This is a genomic window from Streptomyces sp. NBC_01549 (assembly GCF_026339955.1).
Classification (GTDB): domain Bacteria; phylum Actinomycetota; class Actinomycetes; order Streptomycetales; family Streptomycetaceae; genus Streptomyces.
This window is the reverse complement of record NZ_JAPEPW010000001.1, coordinates 1,502,379-1,522,723: the sequence shown is the minus strand read 5'-3', so window position 1 is coordinate 1,522,723 and position 20,345 is coordinate 1,502,379. Positions and strand designations below refer to the sequence as shown.

Sequence of the window (20,345 nt, the reverse complement as noted above, 5' to 3'; positions counted from 1 at the left end):
CGCACGGGGCTCTAGAGAGCGCCCTTGCGGGTCAGGTGGTTGAAGAACAGCCAGCCCGGGAGCACCGGAAGCCACAGTGTCAGCAGCCGGTACAGCAGCACCGCGGGGGCGGCGACCTCCTTGGGGAGCCCCACGGCGATCAGACCGACCGTGAGCGTGGCCTCGACCGCGCCGACACCGCCGGGGGTCGGCGCCGCGGAGCCGAGCGCGTTACCGGCGAGGAAGACGACGGCGACGCTGGCGAGGCTGAGTGTGGTGGGCTGCTCGTGGCCGAAGGCGCGGATCGACGCGTCCAGACACATCACGAAGCAGGCGGTCAGCAGCAGCATGCCGCCGATGCCGGTGATCAGCTTCTGGGGTCGCTGCAGTACGTCGAGCATGCGCGGTACGACGCCCGCGAACAGCGACCTCACGCGCGTGCTGACGAATTTGCGCAGGAACGGCACCGACGTCACGACCAGCACCAGTACGGCGACCGTCAGCAGACCGGCGATGACCGTGCGGGAGGGCGACAGGGAGGGAGTCTTCTCGGTGCCGGTCAGATAGCCGAAGGAGAGCAGCATCAGGATGTGGCAGCCGAGCCCGAACAGCTGGGACGCGCCGACGCTCGCCACCGCGAGCCCCGGCCGCACTCCGGCACGCTGCAGGAAGCGCGTGTTGAGGGCGACACCGCCGACCGCGGCGGGCGCCACGATCTTCACGAACGAGCCGGCGACCTGCGCCGCGACGGCCCGCATGAACGGCACCCGCTCAGGGACGAAGCCGAGCAGGGCCATCGCCGCCGCGAAGTAGCTCAGCGCGGAGAACAGCACGGCCGCGGCGACCCAGCCCCACTGGGCGTTGTCGAAGAGGGTCACGAACTCGATGTGGGTGAGCTGTGTCAGCAGGAAGTACCCGCCGATGGCACCGGCGATGAAACTGATCAGCGTGCGCGGCCGTACCCGCTCCAGGCGGGCCGGTTCGACCGGCGCCTGTGGGCGGATCAGCAGCACCTGGTGGCGGATCTGGGTGAGGAGATCCTCCTCACGCGCTTCGTCCAGTGCCTCGTCGATCGCTCGCTTCTCGGCGCGCTGTTCCGCGCGTACGGCCTTCTTGTCAGGCTTCTCCACCGCGGCCTCGGTGTGCTGGACCTGCTCTGCACGGGCGAGCTTGTTCTGGCGGGAGGCCTCCAGGACCGCGTCGCGCTCGCGCTGTGCGCGTTCCCGGGCCAGTTTTCGCAGCGTCGCGCGCGTGGAGCGGGTCAGCGCGATGGGCTGCAGCAGTGGCAGACAGTCGGCGATCGCGTCCGGGCCGAGCACGCCCACGGCCGACGCCACCGTGCGCTTGGCGCCGACGCGCAGTCCCAGCGTGGTCAGCAACTGGGCGATGTCCATGCGCAGCAGCAGATCGCCGGCCGCGATCTCACCGCCGCGCAGATCGGTGAGGATCACCAAGCCGGAACGATCCACCAAGATCGCGTCACCCGCGAGCCTGCGGTGTGCGATGCGTCGCGACTGCAGAGCCTGCACCTGGTGCCAGGTGTCGCGCAGGAGATCGTCGGTGATGAGTTCGTCGGGCAGCGAGTCCAGCGTGCGGCCGCCGGTGTGCTCGTAGACGAGCATCACGGCGTCCGGGCCGAGCTCGGAGGTCGCGATCAGCTTCGGGGCGTTGGCCCCGGCCGCGATGGCCGCGTACGCGAGGAGCGCCTCCTGCTCCAGGGCCTGGCGCAGCGACTGGAGACTGCGGCGGGTGGCGAGGCCGCGCAGCGTCAGGTTGCGCCACACGCGGTAGAAGAATCCCTGCGCCTGCTGCTCACGGTCGACCACCGTGACGTCCAGGGGCGGGCCGTCCTCCAGGGTGACGAAGTAGCGCCGGCCGCGGTCGCCGTTCTCCGAGGTGTCCGGTGTGTCCTCGCGGGCCGCGCTGACGGGGTGGAAGCCGACGTGCCGCAGGCCCGCCATCAGCGTCCGCCCGGTCGGACGCACATTCGGTGAGCCGACCGCGTACAGCGTCCCGTAGGCGACGCTCCAGCCGATCAGCACCGTCAGGATGATCGAGAACGGCGTGGTGTAACCGGTGACCAGCATGGAGAAGGCGTCGAGGAGCAGCACCACCCACAGCACCGCACGCCAGCGCGGTCTGCGGGACATCCCGACGGCCGTCATGTACGCGATGACCGGCGCCAAATAGCCGTGCACAGGGTCGGTCAGGGCATGGATGTCACCCGGCGAGGGCTGGGTGAGCGCCTCCTGGATGGAGCTCGGGGCGGCCTTGGCGACCCACAGGTCCGTGGCGAGTGTCACTCCGTGCGCGAGGACCGCGGCCAGGACGCCGTCGGCGATGCGCAGCCCGTCCCGCTTGATCAGCCGCTCGATCGCGAAGGCGACCGGCACCAGGAGGATCGCGATGCTCGATGCCAGACCCGCGATCTTGATCAGCAGATCGGGTGCCTGGCCGGTGCCCTTGTTGATGTCCTGTTCGAGCCCCGAGGTGGTGCCGTGTGCGAACCCGGCGATGGCCAGCAGCACGGCGATGGCGAGGACGCCGACCATGAGCCGCATCAGATCGGACGGACGGTGCACGCGCGCGGGCAGCAGCGGTTCGTCGCCCTCGACCTCGTCGTTGTGGACGTCGTCGCCGCAGCCGTCCTCCGGATCGAGCCGCTGCTGGGCGCTTCCGTGAGTGTCAGGAACGGGTTCTTCGTCCACTGCCGTGGTGGGCTCGTCCGCCGCCTCGCCCGGGTCCTTCGGGTCGGTGTCGCCGGCGTCCGGGCGCGACGAGGCCGCGGAGGTGCTCTCCGCGTCTTCGGGGTGCACGCCCTGCTGCCTCATCGTCTCTTCTTGATCTCGTATCACCAGTCACCGCCCGCACGATGGTGGCATGCCCCACCGACACACGGGGGCATCAGGGTGCAAATACGGGGGCGCACAGTCTGCCCGAAGTGCGCCTTCGTGGCGAGGGATACCCACAGTCACCGCACCGTCGCACTGTCGGTGGGATGGGGCAAGATGGGACGGATGAGCGAGGAGAGCCTTCCGACGGATGCCCTGCCGGAGTACGCGGAGCGGGTCCTTGAGGCCGCCGACTCGATCCCGTCCGGGCACGTCATGACGTACGGGGACGTCGCCGAGTGGCTGGAGGAGGGCGGCCCGCGTCAGGTGGGCCGGGTGATGGCCCTCTACGGAGGAGCGGTCCCGTGGTGGCGGGTCGTCCGCGCGGACGGCGCGCTGCTCCCGGGCCATGAACTCGAGGCGCTGGGCCGCTACCGCGACGAGGGCACACCCCTGAAGGAGGCGAGCCGAGCCTCCGAGGGACATCTGCCGCGCATCGACATGAGACGGGCGCGATGGGACGGCGGCGAACGCGCGCAGGGTCACACCTGACAGCTTCCGCCATCGGACGGGCGGAGGGGGAACCTGTGGCCCGTACGGGGGAAACGGGGCACGTCCGTGACATGCCGTACGTTCGAGGGCCGGGGGACGCACGTGGTGTGAGGGAAGAAGGGGAAGCCCTCCTTCCCTGGTGCTCACCGGCGTAGCGTCGACGGCACGCATCCCCCTCACCCCGCGGCCACCGCCCTGAACACGCGGTGCCCCTCCCACCAGCACAACCAGGACCGGCGAACCACGTGAGCTCCTCTTCTTCCACCAGGCGCCTGCCGCACCCACAGGTGCGGCAGGGGGCCCGCGGCGCGTACCGACTGGTGCGCAGCGCGCCGGTTCGAGTGGGTCCCCCTCGTCTGGACGCAGAGCAGCACGCGGTGGTTGACCATGGTGCGGGCCCGCTGCTCGTGCTGGCGGGCCCCGGCACCGGCAAGACGACCACGCTCGTCGAGTCCGTCGCGGCCCGGGTCGTGCGGGGCGGCGACCCGGAACGCATCCTGGTGCTGACGTTCAGCCGCAAGGCGGCCGTCGAGCTGCGCGACCGCATGGCGCTGCGCATAGGGGCCGCCCGCGCGCCCCGGGCCACCACCTTCCACTCGTTCTGCTACGCCCTGGTCCGCGCCCACCAGAACAGCGACCTGTTCGTGGAGCCCCTGCGGCTGCTGTCCGGACCCGAACAGGACGTGGCGGTGCGCGAGCTGCTGGCGGGCCAGCCCGACCTGGAGCGGCTCGGCCTCGCCCACGTCCGCTGGCCGGACGAACTGCGCGCCTGCCTGACCACGCGAGGCTTCGCCGACGAGGTCCGCGCGATACTGGCCCGCAGCCGCGAACTGGGCCTGAGCCCCGACGCCCTGACCGCGTTCGCCCGGCGCATCGGCCGCCCCGACTGGGGCGCGGCGGCCGCCTTCCTCGCCGAGTACCTGGACGTTCTCGACCTCCAAGGAGTGCTCGACTACGCGGAGCTCGTCCACCGTGCGGTGCTGCTCGCCGGGCGTCCGGGCGTCGCCGAACGCCTCGCCGCGCAGTACGACGCCGTCTACGTGGACGAGTACCAGGACACCGACCCCGCGCAGGTCCGGCTGCTCCAGGCCCTCGCCGGCGGCGGCCGCACCCTGGTCGCCTTCGGCGATCCCGACCAGTCGATCTACACCTTCCGGGGCGCGGATGTGAACGGCATCCTGGACTTCCCCGACGCCTTCCCACACGTGGACGGCCGCCCCGCGCCGGTCGAGGTGCTGCGCACCTCCCGCCGCTCGGGCGCCGCCCTGCTCAACGCCACCCGTCTGATCACCCAGCGCATGCCGCTGACCCGCCTTCCGACGGAGAAGGTACGCGCCCACCGCGAGCTGTCGCCGGTACGGGACGGCGGCGCTGTCGAGGTCTGCACGTACCCGACAGCGGGCACGGAGCTGGACAACATCGCGGACATCCTGCGTCGAGCCCATCTGGAGGACGGCGTCCCCTGGGGCGACATGGCCGTCCTGGTGCGCGCCGGCTCACGCACGATCCCGACGATCCGGCGGGCCCTCACCGCGGCGGGCGTGCCGCTCGACATCGACGGCGACGACCTGCCACTGCGGCACGAACCGGCGGTGACGCCTTTGCTGACGGCACTGCGGGCGGTGGCGCGCGCCGAGTCGGGGACGACCTTGCCCCCGGGCGCCGAGAGCGACGTACCTGAGGATGCCGACGCGCAGGCCGCGCCCTGGCTGGACACCGAAACCGCGCTCACCCTGCTCGCCTCGCCCCTCGCGAGCATGGACGCGGCCGATCTGCGGCGCCTGGGCCGCGCGCTGCGCGAGGAGGAGCGCGCCGCGGGCAACCACGTACCGCCGCCGTCCGACGAACTGCTCGCCCGCGCACTGGCCGAGCCGGAGCGGCTCGTCGCGCACGACCCGGCGTACGCCCGGGGAGCCCAGCGCCTCGGTGCGCTGCTGCGCAAGGCGCGAGAGCGCCTGGCGGGCGGCGGGACGGCCGAGGAGGCGCTCTGGGACCTCTGGGAGGGGACACCCTGGCCGCAGCGCCTGGAGCGGGCCGCCCGACGCGGCGGCGCGGCCGGGCGCAACGCCGACCGCGACCTCGACGCCGTCTGCGCGCTGTTCGCGACCGCGGCCCGCGCCGAGGAACGCACCGGCGGGCGCGGCGCCCTCAACTTCCTCGAGGAGATCGAGGCCCAGGACATCGCCGCCGACACACTCACCCGCAGGGCGCTGCGCCCCGCCGCCGTACGCCTGATGACCGCGCACCGCTCCAAGGGCCTGGAGTGGCGCCTCGTCGTCGTCGCGGGTGTCCAGGAAGGCCTGTGGCCGGACCTGCGCCGCCGCGGCTCCCTGCTGGAGGCCGACCGGATCGGACGCGACGGCCTCGCCGAACCCCTCACCCCCGGAGCGCTCCTCTCCGAAGAGCGCCGTCTGTTCTACGTGGCCGCCACACGCGCGCGTGAACGCCTGATCGTCACCGCCGTGAAGGCCCCCGCCGACGACGGCGACCAGCCCTCCCGCTTCCTCACCGAACTCGGCGTCGAGCCCAGGGACGTCACCGGCCGTCCCCGCCGCCCACTGTCCGTCGCTGCCCTGGTCGCCGAACTGCGCGCCACCACGGTCGACCCACGCGTCTCGGACACCCTCCGGCAGGCCGCGGCCCACCGCCTGGCCAAGCTCGCCGCCCTCGGCGACGAGGACGGCCGCCCCCTCGTGCCGTCCGCGCACCCCTACCGCTGGTGGGGCATGTACGAGCCGACCGAGAGCAAGGTGCCGCTGCGCGACCGCGACCAGCCCGTCGTGCTCTCCGGAAGCGCCCTCGACCAGCTCGCCAACACCTGCGCCCTGCAGTGGTTCCTGGGCCGTGAGGTGAAGGCGGACGCGCCCGCGACCGCCGCCCAGGGCTTCGGCAACGTGGTGCACGTCCTCGCCGACGAGGTCGCCTCCGGACGCACCCCCGCCGACCTCGCCGTCCTCATGGAACGCCTGGACTCCGTGTGGAACGCGCTCGCCTTCGACGCGCCCTGGAAGTCCGCGCAGGAGAAGGAGCACGCGCGCGTGGCGCTCGAACGCTTCCTGAAATGGCACGTCGACTCCAACGGCGTCCGCGCGGGACGCGTGCCGGTGGCCAGCGAGCACGACTTCGACGTGACCCTGGGGGCAGGCGACTACGAAGTGCGCATCCGCGGCTCCATGGACCGCGTGGAGACGGACACCGAGGGCCGCGCCTACGTGGTCGACTTCAAGACCGGCAAACACGCGCCCAGCGCCGCCGAGGTGGCGCACCACCCGCAGCTCGCCGTCTATCAGCTCGCCGTCCGCGAGGGCGCCGTCGACGACGCCTTCGACGGCGTACGTCCCGAGCCCGGCGGCGCGGAACTCGTGCAGCTGCGCCAGGGAGCCGCCAAGAAGAACGGCGGCGAGACACTCCCCAAGGTGCAGGCCCAGGAGCCCCTGGAAGGCGAGTGGGTCGGCGACCTGCTGGCCACCGCGGCCGGCAAGGTCCTCGACGAACGGTTCTCGCCGGCCACGGGACAACACTGCACACACTGCGCTTTCCGGGCATCGTGCAGCGCTCGGCCCGAGGGACGCCACGTGGTCGAGTGAGGGGTCCAAGAGGACGCGACGTCAGCGAGTGATGTACGGCACCACACGTGTTGACCAGCGCTTTTTCCGTCCCGGCGGCAGATGTGGCCTCCGCTGTCAGTGGGCGCCGCTAGCCTCTCAGACATGCCCGCCCGTATCACCGACCCCGAGCAGCTCAAGGAGCTCCTCGGCATCCCGTTCACCCCGGAGCAGACGGTCTGCATCACCGCACCGCCCGCCCCGCAGGTGATCGTGGCCGGAGCCGGATCGGGCAAGACCACGGTGATGGCGGCACGGGTGGTGTGGCTCGTCGGCACCGGACAGGTCGCCCCCGAGCAGGTCCTCGGCCTGACGTTCACCAACAAGGCGGCGGGCGAACTGGCCGAGCGCGTCCGCAAGGCGCTGATCAAGGCCGGAGTCACCGACCCGGACGTGATCGACCCCGACAACCCGCCGGGCGAGCCGGTGATCTCCACCTACCACGCGTTCGCGGGCCGCCTGCTGACCGACCACGGCCTGCGCATCGGACTTGAACCCACCTCCCGCCTGCTCGCCGACGCCACCCGCTACCAGCTCGCCGCCCGCGTACTGCGCGAGGCCCCGGGCCCGTACCCGGCGCTGACCCGCTCCTTCCCCGACCTCGTCGGCGACCTCCTCACCCTCGACTCCGAGCTCGCCGAACACCTCGTACGACCCGAGGACCTGCGCGCCTACGACGCCGAGCTGCTGCGCTCCCTGGAGGGCGCCAAACTCACCAACGCCGATCTGCGGAAGGTCCCCGAGGCCGCCGCGGCCCGGCGCGAACTCGCCGAGCTGGTGGGCCGCTACCGCGCGGCCAAGCGCGAGCGCGACCTCCTCGACTTCGGCGACCAGATCGCCCTCTCCGCCACTCTGGCCCGCACCCGCCCCGAGGTCGGGGAAATCCTCCGCGACGAGTTCCGGGTGGTGCTGCTGGACGAGTACCAGGACACCTCGGTGGCCCAGCGCATCCTGCTCGCCGGCCTCTTCGGCGGCGGCACCGGCCACCCGGTGACCGCGGTCGGCGACCCCTGCCAGGCCATCTACGGCTGGCGCGGCGCCTCTGTCGCCAACCTCGACGACTTCCCCGAACACTTCGCACATGCCGACGGCCGCCCCGCGGCCCGCCAGGCGCTCAGCGAGAACCGCCGCAGTGGCGGCCGCCTCCTCGACCTCGCCAACGGCCTCGCGGAGCCCCTGCGCGCCATGCACGCGGGCGTGGAGGCCCTCCGCCCGGCCCCCGGAGCCGAGCACGACGGGCAGGTCCACTGCGCACTGCTACGCACCCACGCTGAGGAGATCGACTGGCTCGCCGACTCGATCGCCCACCTCGTACGCACCGGAACGGCACCCGGCGAGATCGCCGTCCTGTGCCGCACGGCGGGCGACTTCGCCGAGATCCAGGGCGCGCTCGTCGCCCGCGACATCCCGGTCGAGGTGGTGGGCCTGTCCGGGCTGCTGCACCTGCCCGAGGTCGCCGACCTCGTCGCCGTCTGCGAAGTCCTCCAGGATCCCGGGGCGAACGCCTCCCTCGTCCGCCTGCTCACCGGCCCGCGCTGGCGTATTGGCCCGCGCGACCTCGCCCTCCTGGGGCGCCGCGCCCGCCTGCTCGTGTCCCACGCGCGTGTGGGCGCCGACGAGGACCCGGACCGCCGGCTCGCGGCGGCCGTGGAGGGGGTCGACCCGGCCGAGGTGATATCGCTCGCCGACGCCCTCGACACGTTCCTGGAGATGCCCATCGAGGCCGACGGGGACGACGACGGTCTGCCCTTCTCGCCGGACGCCCGGGTGCGGTTCGCACGGCTCGCCGCCGAACTGCGCGACCTGCGCCGCTCGCTCGCCGACCCCCTGATGGACGTCCTGCACCGGGTGCTCGCCGTCACCGGCCTCGAGGTCGAGCTCTCCGCGTCCCCGCACGCGCTGGCGGCCCGCCGCCGCGAGACCCTGTCGAACTTCCTCGACGTCGCCGCGTCCTTCGCCGCGGGCGACGGCGAGGCCACTTTGCTGGCCTTCCTCGGCTTCCTGCGCACCGCCGCCCAGTACGAGAAGGGCCTCGACAACGCCCTGCCGGGCGGCGAGAACACCGTCAAGGTGCTCACCGCGCACAAGTCCAAGGGCTTGGAGTGGGACGTCGTCGCGGTCCCCGGCCTTGTCGCCGGCACCTTCCCCAGCAGCCAGGGCCGCGAGAAATGGACCGCCCAGGGCAAGGTCCTGCCGCACGAGCTGCGCGGTGACGCCGACACCCTCCCCGACATCGAGAGCTGGGACGCGAAGGGCATCAAGGCCTTCCACGGGGCCATGAAGGACCACCAGCACACCGAAGAGCTCCGCCTCGGCTACGTCACCTTCACCCGCCCCCGCTCACTCCTCCTCGGCTCCGGCCACTGGTGGGGACCCTCCCAGAAGAAGCCGCGCGGCCCCTCGGACTTCCTGGACGCCCTCTACGAGCACTGCGCCGCCGGACACGGCGAGATCGAGGTCTGGGCCGAGGAGCCCGCCGAGGACGAGGAGAACCCCGCCCTGCGCCAGGCGGCCGCCGACCACGCCTGGCCGCTCCCGCTCGACGACGCGGCACTGGCCCGGCGCCGCGCCGCCGCCGAGACCGTACTGGCTTACCTGGAGCGTGTGGCGTCCCACGAAGAGCCCCATCCCGGGGCGGAGGGAGCCCGGCACGCGACCGACCACGACCCCACCCGGTACGACGATCCGGACTGGCCACCCCCGCCCGAGGACGACGACTCCGCCTACGGAGAGATGCCCTACGGAGAGATGCCCTACGGGGACGACGACTTCCCCGACGGCGACGAATCCGACTGGGACTCCTGGTCCACCGACCGTCCTGAGGACCGGCCGACGGAACCCTCGCAGGAGCGCCCGACGGTCCCGCACCAGGCACCGGCTCCGGGGGCTCGTTCGCATCCCGAAGAACCCGCGCGTCTCACCCCGGCGGAGGCCCGCACACTCGCCTCCTGGGACCGTGACCTCGACGCCCTGACCGGCGAGCTCCTGCGCGCCCGTGCGAGCGTCACCGACGTACCCCTGCCGGCCTCGCTCACCGTGACGCAGCTCGTGCGGCTGGCCGCCGACCCGGACGGCTTCGCTCAGGAGCTCGCGCGCCCGATGCCGCGCCCCCCACAGCCCGCCGCGCGCCGAGGAACGCGCTTCCACGCCTGGCTGGAGTCACGCTTCGAAGAACTGCGGCTGCCGATGCTGGACCCGGAGGAGCTCCCCGGCAGCGATGCCGAGATCGCCGACGAACGCGACCTGGAGGAGCTCAAGGACGCCTTCGAACGCACTGCCTACGCGCACCGCACTCCCCACCGCGTCGAGGCGCCGTTCCAGCTGGCCATCGCGGGACGTGTCGTACGGGGCCGGATCGACGCCGTCTACCGGGCGGAGGACGGCGCCGGCACGACGTACGAGATCGTCGACTGGAAGACCAGCCGCACCGGCACCGCCGACCCCCTCCAGCTCGCCCTGTACCGCCTCGCCTGGGCCGAACAGCAAGGCGTGCCCCTGGACTCCGTCAAGGCCGCGTTCCTCTACGTCCGCAGTGGTGAGGTGGTCCACCCGGACGAGCTGCCGGACCGCGCCGCACTGGAACGCCTGCTCACACAGGCCCCAGCGGACCCACAGGAAGCGTCTCCCGGAGAACCACCGGACGAAGATGTCTTTGTGGGCGGATAGGCTCGTGAGCATGAGCAAGCCCGTTGACAACGCCGTCAGCACCGTCCGCACGTACATCCAGAACCACCGCACGGCCTTCCTCGACGACCTCGCCGAGTGGCTGCGCATCCCCTCGGTGTCGGCCCAGCCCGACCACGCCGCGGACGTGGCACGCAGCGCCGACTGGCTCGCCGCCAAGCTTCAGGAGACCGGCTTCCCGACCACGGAGGTCTGGGCGACCGAGGGCGCCCCCGCCGTCTTCGCCGAATGGCCCGCCGAGGACCCCGGGGCCCCCACGGTCCTCGTCTACGGACACCACGACGTACAGCCCGCCGCCCGCGAGGACGGCTGGGACACCGCCCCCTTCGAGCCGGTGATCCGCGGAAACCGCCTCCACGCGCGCGGTGCCGCCGACGACAAGGGCCAAGTGTTCTTCCACACACTCGGCGTCCGTGCCCACCTCGCCGCCACCGGACGCAGCGCCCCGGCCGTAAACCTCAAGCTCCTGATCGAGGGCGAGGAGGAGTCCGGCTCCCCGCACTTTCGCGACCTCGTCGAAAGCCACGCCGACCGGCTCGCCGCCGACGCGGTGATCGTCTCCGACACCGGCATGTGGTCGGAGGACACCCCCACCGTGTGCACCGGTATGCGGGGCCTCGCCGAGTGTGAGATCGAGCTGCACGGCCCGCAGCAGGACATCCACTCCGGCTCCTTCGGCGGCGCCGTGCCTAACCCGGCCACCGCCGCCGCCCGCCTCGTCGCGGCCCTCCACGACGAGTACGCGCGCGTGGCCGTCCCCGGCTTCTACGAAGGCATCACCGAACTCACCGAACGCGAGCGTGAGCTCTTCGCCGAGCTGCCCTTCGACGAGGAGCGCTGGCTGAGCACGGCCAAGTCGACGGCCACGTATGGAGAGGCCGGTCACACCACCCTGGAGCGCATCTGGGCCCGCCCGACCGCCGAAGTCAACGGCATCGGCGGCGGCTACCAAGGCCCTGGCAGCAAGACGATCATCCCGTCCTCGGCCACCGTGAAGCTCTCCTTCCGACTGGTCGCCGGCCAGGACCCGGACCACATCGAGAAGGCCGTCCGCGCCTGGGCCGCCGACCAGGTGCCCGCCGGCATCCGGCACGAGATCACGTTCGGGGCCGCCACCCGCCCCTGTCTCACACCGCTGGACCACCCCGCCCTGCAGTCCGTCGTCCGCGCCATGGGCCGCGCCTTCGAACAGCCGATCCGCTTCACCCGCGAGGGCGGCTCGGGACCCGCGGCCGACCTCCAGGAAGTCCTCGGCGCCCCCGTGCTCTTCCTCGGCATTTCCGTCCCCTCCGACGGCTGGCACGCCCCCAACGAGAAGGTCGAACTCGACCTCCTCCTGAAGGGCGTCGAAACCAGCGCCTACCTCTGGGGCGACCTGGCCGAGAACTGGCGCGAGGCACACTGAAAAGGCTCGTCTCCGCCCTTCCTGAAAGGCCCGCCGTCACCCCGAACAGCGCCCTTCGCACCCGCCCTGCTGAACCGCCCGCCGAAATAACCGTTCCACCGGGGGAGTTGGAAGCACCCGTGACCACCTGGACCGACCGAACCGCCGACCGTCCCATCTCGCTCACCGCCCCGAGCGGCATCGACCGGGCCGCCCACCACCGGCTCGACGAGGCCTGGCTCGCGGCGGCCTGGAGCCACCCCACCACCCGCGTCTTCGTGGTCTCCGGCGGCCAGGTGCTCATCGACGAGACGGCGGACGGCACCACCGAACTCGTCATGACCCCCTCCTTCGAGGCCCCGCTCACCGAGGCACACCGCTACTTCCTCGGCACGGACGACGACGGTGTGAGCTATTTCGCGCTCCAGAAGGACGCACTGCCCGGCCGCATCGACCAGTCCGCCCGCTCGGCAGGCCTGCGTGAGGCGGGACTCCTGCTCTCCCCCCGCGACGCGGGCCTGATGGTGCACGCCGTCGCCCTGGAGAACTGGCAGCGGCTGCACCGCTTCTGCTCACGCTGCGGCGAGCGCACCGTGATCGCGGCGGCCGGACACATCCGTCGCTGCCCCGCCTGTGGCGCCGAGCACTACCCGCGCACCGACCCGGCCGTGATCATGGCGGTGACGGACGACGAGGACCGCATCCTGCTCGGCCGCCAGGTGCACTGGCCCGAAGGGCGCTTCTCCACGCTCGCCGGCTTCGTCGAACCCGGCGAGTCCATCGAGCAGTCCGTGCGCCGCGAGGTCTTCGAGGAGGCGGGCGTCACGGTCGGCGAGGTCGAGTACGTCGCCAGCCAGCCCTGGCCCTTCCCCTCCAGCCTCATGCTCGGCTTCATGGCCCGCGCCACCTCGTCCGAGATCAACGTCGACGGCGAGGAGATCCACGAGGCCCGCTGGTTCTCCCGCGAGGACCTGCGCAGCGCCTTCGAGTCCGGCGAGGTGCTGCCTCCGTTCGGCATCTCCATCGCCGCCCGCCTGATCGAACTCTGGTACGGCAAGCCCCTGCCGCGCCCGGGATCGGCAGCCGCCTGACCGACGCACGCCACACCACTCACGCGAGTGGCGCAAGTCACACAACAGGGGCGGTCCTTGAGTCAGACTCAAGGACCGCCCCTGTCATTGCCCCCGGAAACCGCCGGGGCCGCACCGATGGTGAACCGCTTACGCGCCGATCTTCTGCTTGACCTGCGCCAGCGAAGGGTTGGTGAGCGTCGAGCCATCCGCGAACAGCACGGTCGGAACCGTCTGGTTTCCGCCATTCGCCTTCTCCACGAAGGCCGCGGACTCCGGGTCCTGCTCGATGTTGATCTCGTTGTACGCGATGCCCGCGCGGTCCATCTGGCCCTTCAGTCGCGTGCAGTAGCCGCACCACGTGGTGCTGTACATCGTCACAGTGCCCGGCATGTCTCTCGCGCTCCTTTGTTGCTGGGGGTGCGTCGTCGCAGAGGTGGAACGTACGCGAGCGGGCCACCATTCCCGCTCCCGGGTACCCCGGCCCGGTACACGAGTGCGCCTGGCGGCCGCCGCGTGAGCAAGAGCACCCTCCGCGCCTGCCGCATTAGTACGACTGCAGAGGCCTCCCTGTGGACAACCGGCTCATCCGTCCCCGCCGACCTGGCAGCATGGCGGGGTGACAGCAGCAACGCACTCCACCCTCTTCCCGCAGGTACCGGACACGGCCGACGCGGTGCTCGACGGGCTCGACCCCGAGCAGCGCGAGGTCGCCACCGCCCTGCACGGTCCGGTGTGCGTGCTGGCAGGTGCCGGCACGGGCAAGACGCGAGCGATCACCCACCGCATCGCATACGGGGTGCGTGCCGGGATCCTCCAGCCCTCCAGCGTGCTCGCCGTCACCTTCACCAACCGGGCCGCCGGTGAGATGCGCGGCCGGCTCCGCCAGCTCGGCGCCGGTGGCGTCCAGGCCCGCACCTTCCACTCCGCCGCGCTGCGCCAACTCCAGTACTTCTGGCCGAAAGCAGTCGGTGGCAGCCTGCCCAGGCTCATCGACCGCAAGATCCAGCTCGTCGCTGACGCGGCTGCCGCCTGCCGCATCCGCCTCGACCGGGGAGAGCTGCGCGATGTCACCGCCGAGATCGAATGGTCCAAGGTCACCCAGACCGTCCCCGCCGACTACGCGGCCGTCGCGGCCAAGACAGGCCGTCAGTCCCCCCGTGACCCGGCCGAGATCGCCCAGCTCTACGCCACGTACGAGGACCTCAAGCGCGACCGCGCCGTCATCGACTTCGAGGACGTCCTGCTGCTGACCGTCGCGATCCTCCAGGATCGGCACGACATCGCCGAACAGGTCCGCTCCCAGTACCAGCACTTCGTGGTCGACGAGTACCAGGACGTCAGCCCCCTCCAGCAGCGACTTCTGGAACTGTGGCTCGGCGAGCGCGACAGCCTCTGCGTCGTCGGCGATGCCAGCCAGACGATCTATTCGTTCACCGGTGCAACTCCCGACCACCTTCTCGATTTCCGCACCCGCCACCCCGGAGCCACCGTCGTCAAGCTCGTCCGCGACTACCGCTCCTCACCCCAGGTGGTACACCTCGCCAACGGCCTTCTTTCCCAGGCCCGCGGCCGGGCCGCCGACCACCGCCTGGAACTGATCTCCCAACGCGCCCCGGGTCCCGAGCCCGTCTACGCCGAATACACGGACGAACCCGCCGAGGCCGAGGGCGCCGCCCGCCGCATCCGCGACCTCATCGCCTCCGGTATCCCCGCGGGCGAGATCGCCGTCCTCTTCCGCACGAACTCCCAGTCCGAGATCTACGAACAGGCCCTCGCCGACGCCGGAGTGCCCTATCAGCTGCGCGGCGCCGAGCGGTTCTTCGACCGCCCTGAGGTGCGCAAAGCAGGCGCCGCCCTGCGTGCGGCCGCCCGCTTCGGCGCCAATGACTCACTCCTCGACGACGTCGTCGACCTGCCCTCCCAGGTCCGCGCGGTGCTCTCCGGTGAGGGCTGGACCAGCCAACCGCCGGCCGGATCCGGCGCCGTCAGAGAGCGCTGGGAATCGCTGGCCGCCCTCGTCCATCTCGCGCAGGACTTCGCCGCCGCCAAACAGGGCGCCACCCTCGGCGACCTGGTGGCCGAGCTCGACGAGCGCGCGAGCGCCCAGCACGCCCCGACGGTCCAGGGCGTCACCCTCGCATCCCTGCACTCCGCCAAGGGACTGGAGTGGGACGTCGTCTTCCTCGTCGGTGTCGCCGAGGGCATGATGCCGATCACCTACGCAAAGACCGACGAGCAGATCGAGGAAGAGCGCCGCCTCCTCTATGTCGGAGTCACCCGCGCCAGAGAACACCTCCTGGTCTCCTGGGCCCTGTCCCGCTCACCCGGCGGCAGACCCAACCGCCGACCCAGCCGCTTCCTCGACGGACTGCGCCCCGGCTCCGTCGCCACCGCGGGCCGCAGCGTCGGCGGCGGTTCAGGAGGCATCGAGCGCGGCATCGGAAGCAGTGGAGGCACGGTCGTACGGCGGACGAGCCGGACCCCGGCCCGCTGCCGGGTCTGCGGCCGCACGCTGACCGACGCCGGCGAGATGAAACTGATGCGGTGTGAGGACTGCCCCTCCGACATGGACGAAGGCCTCTACGAGCGGCTGCGCGAGTGGCGGGCGGTACAGGCACAGCGCAGTGGGCAGCCCGCGTTCTGTGTCTTCACCGACAAGACACTCATGGCGATCGCCGAGGCCGCGCCGGACGACGAGGGTGAGTTGGCGCGGATCCCCGGGGTCGGCGTGCGCAAGTTCAACCGGTTCGGGGCCGATGTTCTGGCCATCTGCGCTGGTCAAGAGCCTGCAGACAGTGGCGAGGGCGACTGATGCAAACTCGTCGAAAAAATAGTTTGCGCATGCCCCAGCAATCCCCATAGGTTCTTAACCACGGCAGCAGCGGCCTTCTCCGAGGCCCTGGTTCCGTGCTGTACTTAATAGCCGTCGGACTGGCTCACCCCAGTCCCCCAAGACGCCGAGAGGAGGCGATTCCAGTGATCAGCATCAACACCAGCTCCATCAGCACCGCCAAAATGACCGATCGCTCGGTCGTCTCCACGTGCCTGCTCGGCGTCTCGAACCTGGGCACCGGACTGTCCGGCATCACTGCCGTCCGGCCGGCCTCCCCTCTGTCTCTCGCGGTTCTTCCCATCCGTGAGCGCAATGAGCGACCGATGAAGGCACTGGAAGCGGCAGTAGTGGCAGAGGCCCAGGCCTATGCCTTTGCGGCAACCGGTGCCGGATCCCTGAAGCAGACGAAGCAGCACCACACGATGTGGGCCTTCCGTGGGCCTGAACCCTGGAGTGATCCAGCCTGATTCTCCATCAGGCCGGCGCCTTCAGGGCCGCGGAACCCCACCCGGGATCCGCGGCCCTTCTGTTTGTCCCCGACCGGGGACGGCAGAGCGAAGGGGCCTCGGGACAAGAAAAGAACCCGGTACCAGCCGCCAACCGGCCAACCCGGCCGGCACGACCAGACGAGGAAGACGAACCGTGCAACTCGAAGCGCACGCCCCGTCCGTACCGCCTTCCGAAACGATCCCCCCGCCCGGCCTCACGGAGGACCCCACCTTGATCCCGCTCACTGCGCTCACCGCGCTCGACGACGCCATCGAGAACCTCGGCGTACCCGTCCCCTGCCGCTCTTACGACCCGGAGGTCTTCTTCGCCGAGTCGCCGGCCGATGTCGAGTACGCCAAGTCCCTCTGCCGCACCTGCCCGCTGATCGAGGCCTGCCTCGCCGGCGCCAAGGAGCGGCGCGAGCCCTGGGGTGTCTGGGGCGGCGAGCTCTTCGTCCAGGGTGTTGTTGTGGCCCGGAAGCGGCCGCGTGGCCGCCCGCGCAAGAACCCGGTCGCGGCATGAACACCGCAGGAACGATCGATCGCCCCCTGACGCACGACCCCAAGAAACAGGCCCCGATGAAGCCGTCCACCAGCGAGCCCGCAGGCTCCGCCATCCCAGACTTCACCACCACCGGCGCGAACGACTCGCGTCAGAACAGGACCCGCGAGATGCAACTCATCCCAGAAGCCCTGGCTCGTGCGCATATGCACGAGCGACTGCACGAGGCCGACCGGGAACGCCTGGCCGCGCGCCTGGCCTCCGCCCGTCGGATGCAGCGTCGGGCCGAGCGCGCTTCCCTGCGCGCCCGGCGCGCGCTGGCCATGGCGGTCATGCACTAGCCGAAGGCAGTCGCGGCAGTATCAGTGAGCAGATCCTCGCGGGGGTCGGTCCGAACGGACCGGCCCCCGCGGTGCGTTGTGCCGGGCGAACCCACGACCACGGCGTTATCGTCGCCGAGTGACGAGTCTTCCCGGGGACAGTGACAGCACCGGCTCCATGCCGCGGCACGACACGACCGAGGCCCCGCGCATCGTGTGCGCCCGCTGTGGCGCCCCCGCCGACGGCCCCCCGCTGACGTGGACCTGCTCCAAGGAGAACGGCACCCGCCACTACTTCTGCGACAACTGCGCCCGCAGCAACCTCAGGGCGATCGAGGGACGGCTGGACTCGGCCTGGTGGTAGGCCACGCCCGCGCCACCCCCGCCGCTCGAAGGCAGCCCGAGTCATGCTTCGGCCGCTGATCCCTCCTCGTCCAGCAGCTCATCCGTCGGGTCCTCTCCCGGTACGAAACCCGGCAGCCATTCCTCCAGTTCGTCACGGAGCCGGACCGTCGCACCGAGCTGGCACAGGACTCCGATGGTGCTCAGGGTCACACGGTGTATCAGGAGGTACGACGGTGGCAGGTTGAGGAGCCTGCCCAACTGGTGGGCGGGGGAGCGGGGGTCGGCGATGCGGGCGGCCTGACTGCGCATCCAGCCGCGGGTGAAGGTGAACTCGTCGGCCTGGGCCGGTTCGATGATCGGGAGGAGGTAGTCCATGACCGCGTCGGGTTCGAGCTCTATGGACTCCTTGACGAAGCCCTCCTCACGCAGCAGCTGGTAGACCGCTTCGGCCTCGCCCTCGAGAGTCATCCGGAGGGAGTAGCCGATCGTCGAGGGCAGACCGCCGCGAAGACGGTCGACCGTGCCGAAATCCAGGACGCCCAACCGCCAGCCGCTCTTCTCGTCCGGCAGGAGACGGAAGTTGCCCGGGTGCGGATCGGCGTGCAGCAGTCCGGTGCGGGCGGGGCCCGAGAAGAGGAACCGGGCCAGCAGCTGGCCCGCACGGTCCCGCTGCTCCTGGGTGCCCTCGGTGATCACCTCCGACAGCGGTATCCCGTCGATCCACTCGGTCACCAGGACCTGGTCGCACTGGTGGACCACCGCCGGGACGAGCACGTCCGGATCTCCCGTGAACTCCGTGGCATGCGTCTGCTGGGCCTCTGCCTCCAGTGCGTAGTCGAGTTCCTCGGACACCCGGTCGCGCAGTTCCGTGATGAGCGGCTTGATGTCCATGCCGGGGATCAGCGGACCCAGGAGCCTGGCGAATCGGCTGAGCTGGGTCAGATCGGACAGCAGGGCCTCGCCCGCCCCCGGGTACTGCACCTTGACGGCGACCTCGCGTCCGTCGTGCCACACCGCCCGGTGCACCTGGCCGATCGAGGCCGCCGCGGACGGCTTGTCCTCGAACTCCAGGAACAGCTCGGACCAGTCCTCACCGAGGCGCTCCCGCAGAACGGAGTGCACCGTGCGCGTCGGCATCGGAGGCGCCGCCTCCTGGAGCTTCGTCAGCGCCGCGCGATAGGGCCCCGCGACCTCCTCGGGCAGTGCCGACTCGAAGACGGAGAGTGCCTGCCCGAACTTCATGGCACCCCCCTTCAATTCGCCGAGGACCTTGAAGAGCTGCTCCGCCGTGCGCTGCTGCAGCTCGCGGCCGACGATCTCCGCGGACTTCCCGCCGATCCTCTTGCCCAGCCCCCAGGTCGCTCGCCCGGCGAAGCCGAGCGGTAGCGCGGCGAGTTTGGCAGTACGGGTGACTGCCTTCCGGGGAAGATCAGACATGCGCCCTCCAAGTCCCAGACAGCCGTGCCGCATGCGGCTGTTGCCCCGCCATTGTCTCGTGCGGCTGCCCGTCCTCGGCGGCGCGCTCCCCCTTCTTACTTTTCTCCGCGGAGCCGCACGGGCATGCGGGATGCGGCCACACCGGCTTCGCGTGCCAGTCGAAGCCCGGCGCGGAGGACTCCCAGCGTGCCCCGGCGCTGGAGGGGAGCCGTCCGTCGAGGAAGGCGAGCGCGTGTCCCGCCGCGAGTCCCGCGACGCCGGTCGCCAGAGCGAGGTCGCACGCCGGGACCTGGTGCGAGGTGCCGGAGCGCCACTGGGCGATCAGGCGTGGCCAGGTCGGATCCCGGTCGACGCGCTCCTGGTCCAGACAGCCCGCGCAGCCGGTCTCACCGGGCAGCACCAAGGGGCCGACGACCCCCGTTCCCTCCACGACTCCCGCGTACAGATGGGGTGTGCCGGAGGCGATCAGGGGTTCGGCGGCGGCGGGATCGGGGGCGTGCACCGCCAGGCCGTCGCGGGGCGCGAGGATCACCAGGGAGAAACCGAGCTCCTCACCTTCGGCGGCGGGCCGTGGTGGGCGATCCGGTGCCGCTCGGCGCACCGCCCGCCGGGCGGCTTCCTCCCGGCGCTCGCCGATGGACGCCGGAGGCAGTCCACCCGGTGCCACGTCCCAGGGTTCGACGCTGCCGACGTCGCGGACCTCGACCTGGCCCACACCCGCGCCGGCCAGTAGGGAGGCCAGGACGACTCCCACCCGGCCGGCGCCCCGCACCTGCACGCGCAGGGAGTGGCGGGCGGCCAGATGCTTCATCGCGTCGCCCGGCGCGCGGGTGGCGAGGGACAAGGACGCGAGGTCGGGACGGAGCCGGTCCAGGACTGCCTTCTTCCCGCGCAGGGCGTCCGCGGCCGGGCCGCCGCCGGTCGCGTCGTCCAGCAGACCGGAGCGGGCCAGCCGCTCCACAAGTGCGTCGACGTGACCGTCGGGCAGGCCCATCGCGCGTCCCAGGTCGCGAAGGAGCGGCAGCCCGCGCGTTCCGTTGAGGAGGTCGAGGAAGCTGCCTGTCGCCGTGTCCACCGGGCCCAGCACCATCGCGTGCGCGGGTGCCATACCGAACTGCACGGTGTTGAGATCTCGCCAGCCGCGCCGCAGCGCGGGCTTCACCATCGGATGCATGACCGACCCCCGTACCCATAGAGCATCCCCGTGTATCGGCGGGGTCCGTCCCGGGCCCGCCGATCGAATGCCAGCATGCCCGGCGCGGCCGAACCGTGCCGAAAGTTGTCCACAGGCGGTGGTGTTCGTCGTATGAAT

The 20,345-nt window shown here is 71.3% G+C and carries 14 protein-coding genes; 10 read left to right on the top strand and 4 right to left on the bottom strand.

Features of this window, described 5'->3' with window-relative positions; translation table 11 throughout:
* Nucleotides 1-11: 11 nt before the first annotated feature.
* On the bottom strand, nt 12-2,810 hold the full coding sequence (locus tag OG819_RS06450) for a lysylphosphatidylglycerol synthase domain-containing protein (protein WP_266648412.1): 2,799 nt from the start codon (nt 2,808-2,810) through the stop codon (nt 12-14).
* Nucleotides 2,811-2,996: 186 nt separating this feature from the next.
* On the opposite strand from OG819_RS06450, the gene OG819_RS06445 reads away from it, so the two are divergent.
* From OG819_RS06445 to nudC, 5 genes are all read left to right on the top strand, one after another.
* Nucleotides 2,997-3,362: an MGMT family protein gene (locus OG819_RS06445; protein ID WP_266648410.1), complete on the top strand. Its 366-nt coding sequence runs from the start codon at nt 2,997-2,999 to the stop codon at nt 3,360-3,362.
* Nucleotides 3,363-3,607: 245 nt separating this feature from the next.
* On the top strand, nt 3,608-6,949 hold the full coding sequence (locus tag OG819_RS06440) for an ATP-dependent DNA helicase (protein WP_266648408.1): 3,342 nt from the start codon (nt 3,608-3,610) through the stop codon (nt 6,947-6,949).
* Nucleotides 6,950-7,072: 123 nt separating this feature from the next.
* Nucleotides 7,073-10,633 (top strand): UvrD-helicase domain-containing protein, encoded by a 3,561-nt coding sequence (locus tag OG819_RS06435; protein WP_266648407.1) that lies wholly within the window; start codon nt 7,073-7,075, stop codon nt 10,631-10,633.
* 10 nt (nt 10,634-10,643) lie between these two features.
* Entirely contained in the window at nt 10,644-12,056 is a 1,413-nt protein-coding gene (locus OG819_RS06430; RefSeq protein WP_266648406.1) for a dipeptidase, read from the top strand.
* 119 nt (nt 12,057-12,175) lie between these two features.
* Nucleotides 12,176-13,126 carry an NAD(+) diphosphatase gene (gene nudC / locus OG819_RS06425; protein WP_266431671.1) on the top strand — a complete coding sequence of 317 codons (951 nt, stop codon included), beginning with the start codon at nt 12,176-12,178 and terminating at the stop codon, nt 13,124-13,126.
* 129 nt (nt 13,127-13,255) lie between these two features.
* Here the strand turns inward: nudC and OG819_RS06420 are convergent, their stop codons facing one another.
* Nucleotides 13,256-13,498, bottom strand: coding sequence for a mycoredoxin (locus OG819_RS06420; RefSeq protein ID WP_054228181.1), 243 nt, complete (start codon nt 13,496-13,498; stop codon nt 13,256-13,258).
* Nucleotides 13,499-13,724: 226 nt separating this feature from the next.
* On the opposite strand from OG819_RS06420, the gene OG819_RS06415 reads away from it, so the two are divergent.
* The 5 genes from OG819_RS06415 to OG819_RS06395 all read left to right on the top strand — a co-directional run bounded on the left by OG819_RS06415 (nt 13,725) and on the right by OG819_RS06395 (nt 17,615).
* Nucleotides 13,725-15,920 (top strand): ATP-dependent DNA helicase UvrD2, encoded by a 2,196-nt coding sequence (locus tag OG819_RS06415; RefSeq protein WP_266648405.1) that lies wholly within the window; start codon nt 13,725-13,727, stop codon nt 15,918-15,920.
* Between the two features lie 164 nt (nt 15,921-16,084).
* Complete coding sequence (locus OG819_RS06410; protein ID WP_266628390.1) at nt 16,085-16,408, top strand: hypothetical protein; 324 nt, start codon at nt 16,085-16,087, stop codon at nt 16,406-16,408.
* A 175-nt stretch (nt 16,409-16,583) separates the two neighbouring features.
* Nucleotides 16,584-16,952 (top strand): WhiB family transcriptional regulator, encoded by a 369-nt coding sequence (locus OG819_RS06405; RefSeq protein ID WP_095852703.1) that lies wholly within the window; start codon nt 16,584-16,586, stop codon nt 16,950-16,952.
* Entirely contained in the window at nt 16,949-17,272 is a 324-nt protein-coding gene (locus OG819_RS06400; RefSeq protein WP_266431668.1) for a hypothetical protein, read from the top strand. Before OG819_RS06405 ends, OG819_RS06400 begins: the two co-directional genes overlap by 4 nt.
* A 157-nt stretch (nt 17,273-17,429) precedes the next feature.
* Nucleotides 17,430-17,615: a hypothetical protein gene (locus OG819_RS06395; RefSeq protein WP_266634651.1), complete on the top strand. Its 186-nt coding sequence runs from the start codon at nt 17,430-17,432 to the stop codon at nt 17,613-17,615.
* Nucleotides 17,616-17,656: 41 nt separating this feature from the next.
* Here the strand turns inward: OG819_RS06395 and OG819_RS06390 are convergent, their stop codons facing one another.
* Both OG819_RS06390 and OG819_RS06385 read right to left on the bottom strand, forming a co-directional pair.
* Nucleotides 17,657-19,033: an AarF/ABC1/UbiB kinase family protein gene (locus OG819_RS06390; protein WP_266628393.1), complete on the bottom strand. Its 1,377-nt coding sequence runs from the start codon at nt 19,031-19,033 to the stop codon at nt 17,657-17,659.
* Nucleotides 19,026-20,207, bottom strand: coding sequence for a TOMM precursor leader peptide-binding protein (locus OG819_RS06385; protein WP_266648403.1), 1,182 nt, complete (start codon nt 20,205-20,207; stop codon nt 19,026-19,028). Before OG819_RS06385 ends, OG819_RS06390 begins: the two co-directional genes overlap by 8 nt.
* Nucleotides 20,208-20,345 lie beyond the last annotated feature (138 nt).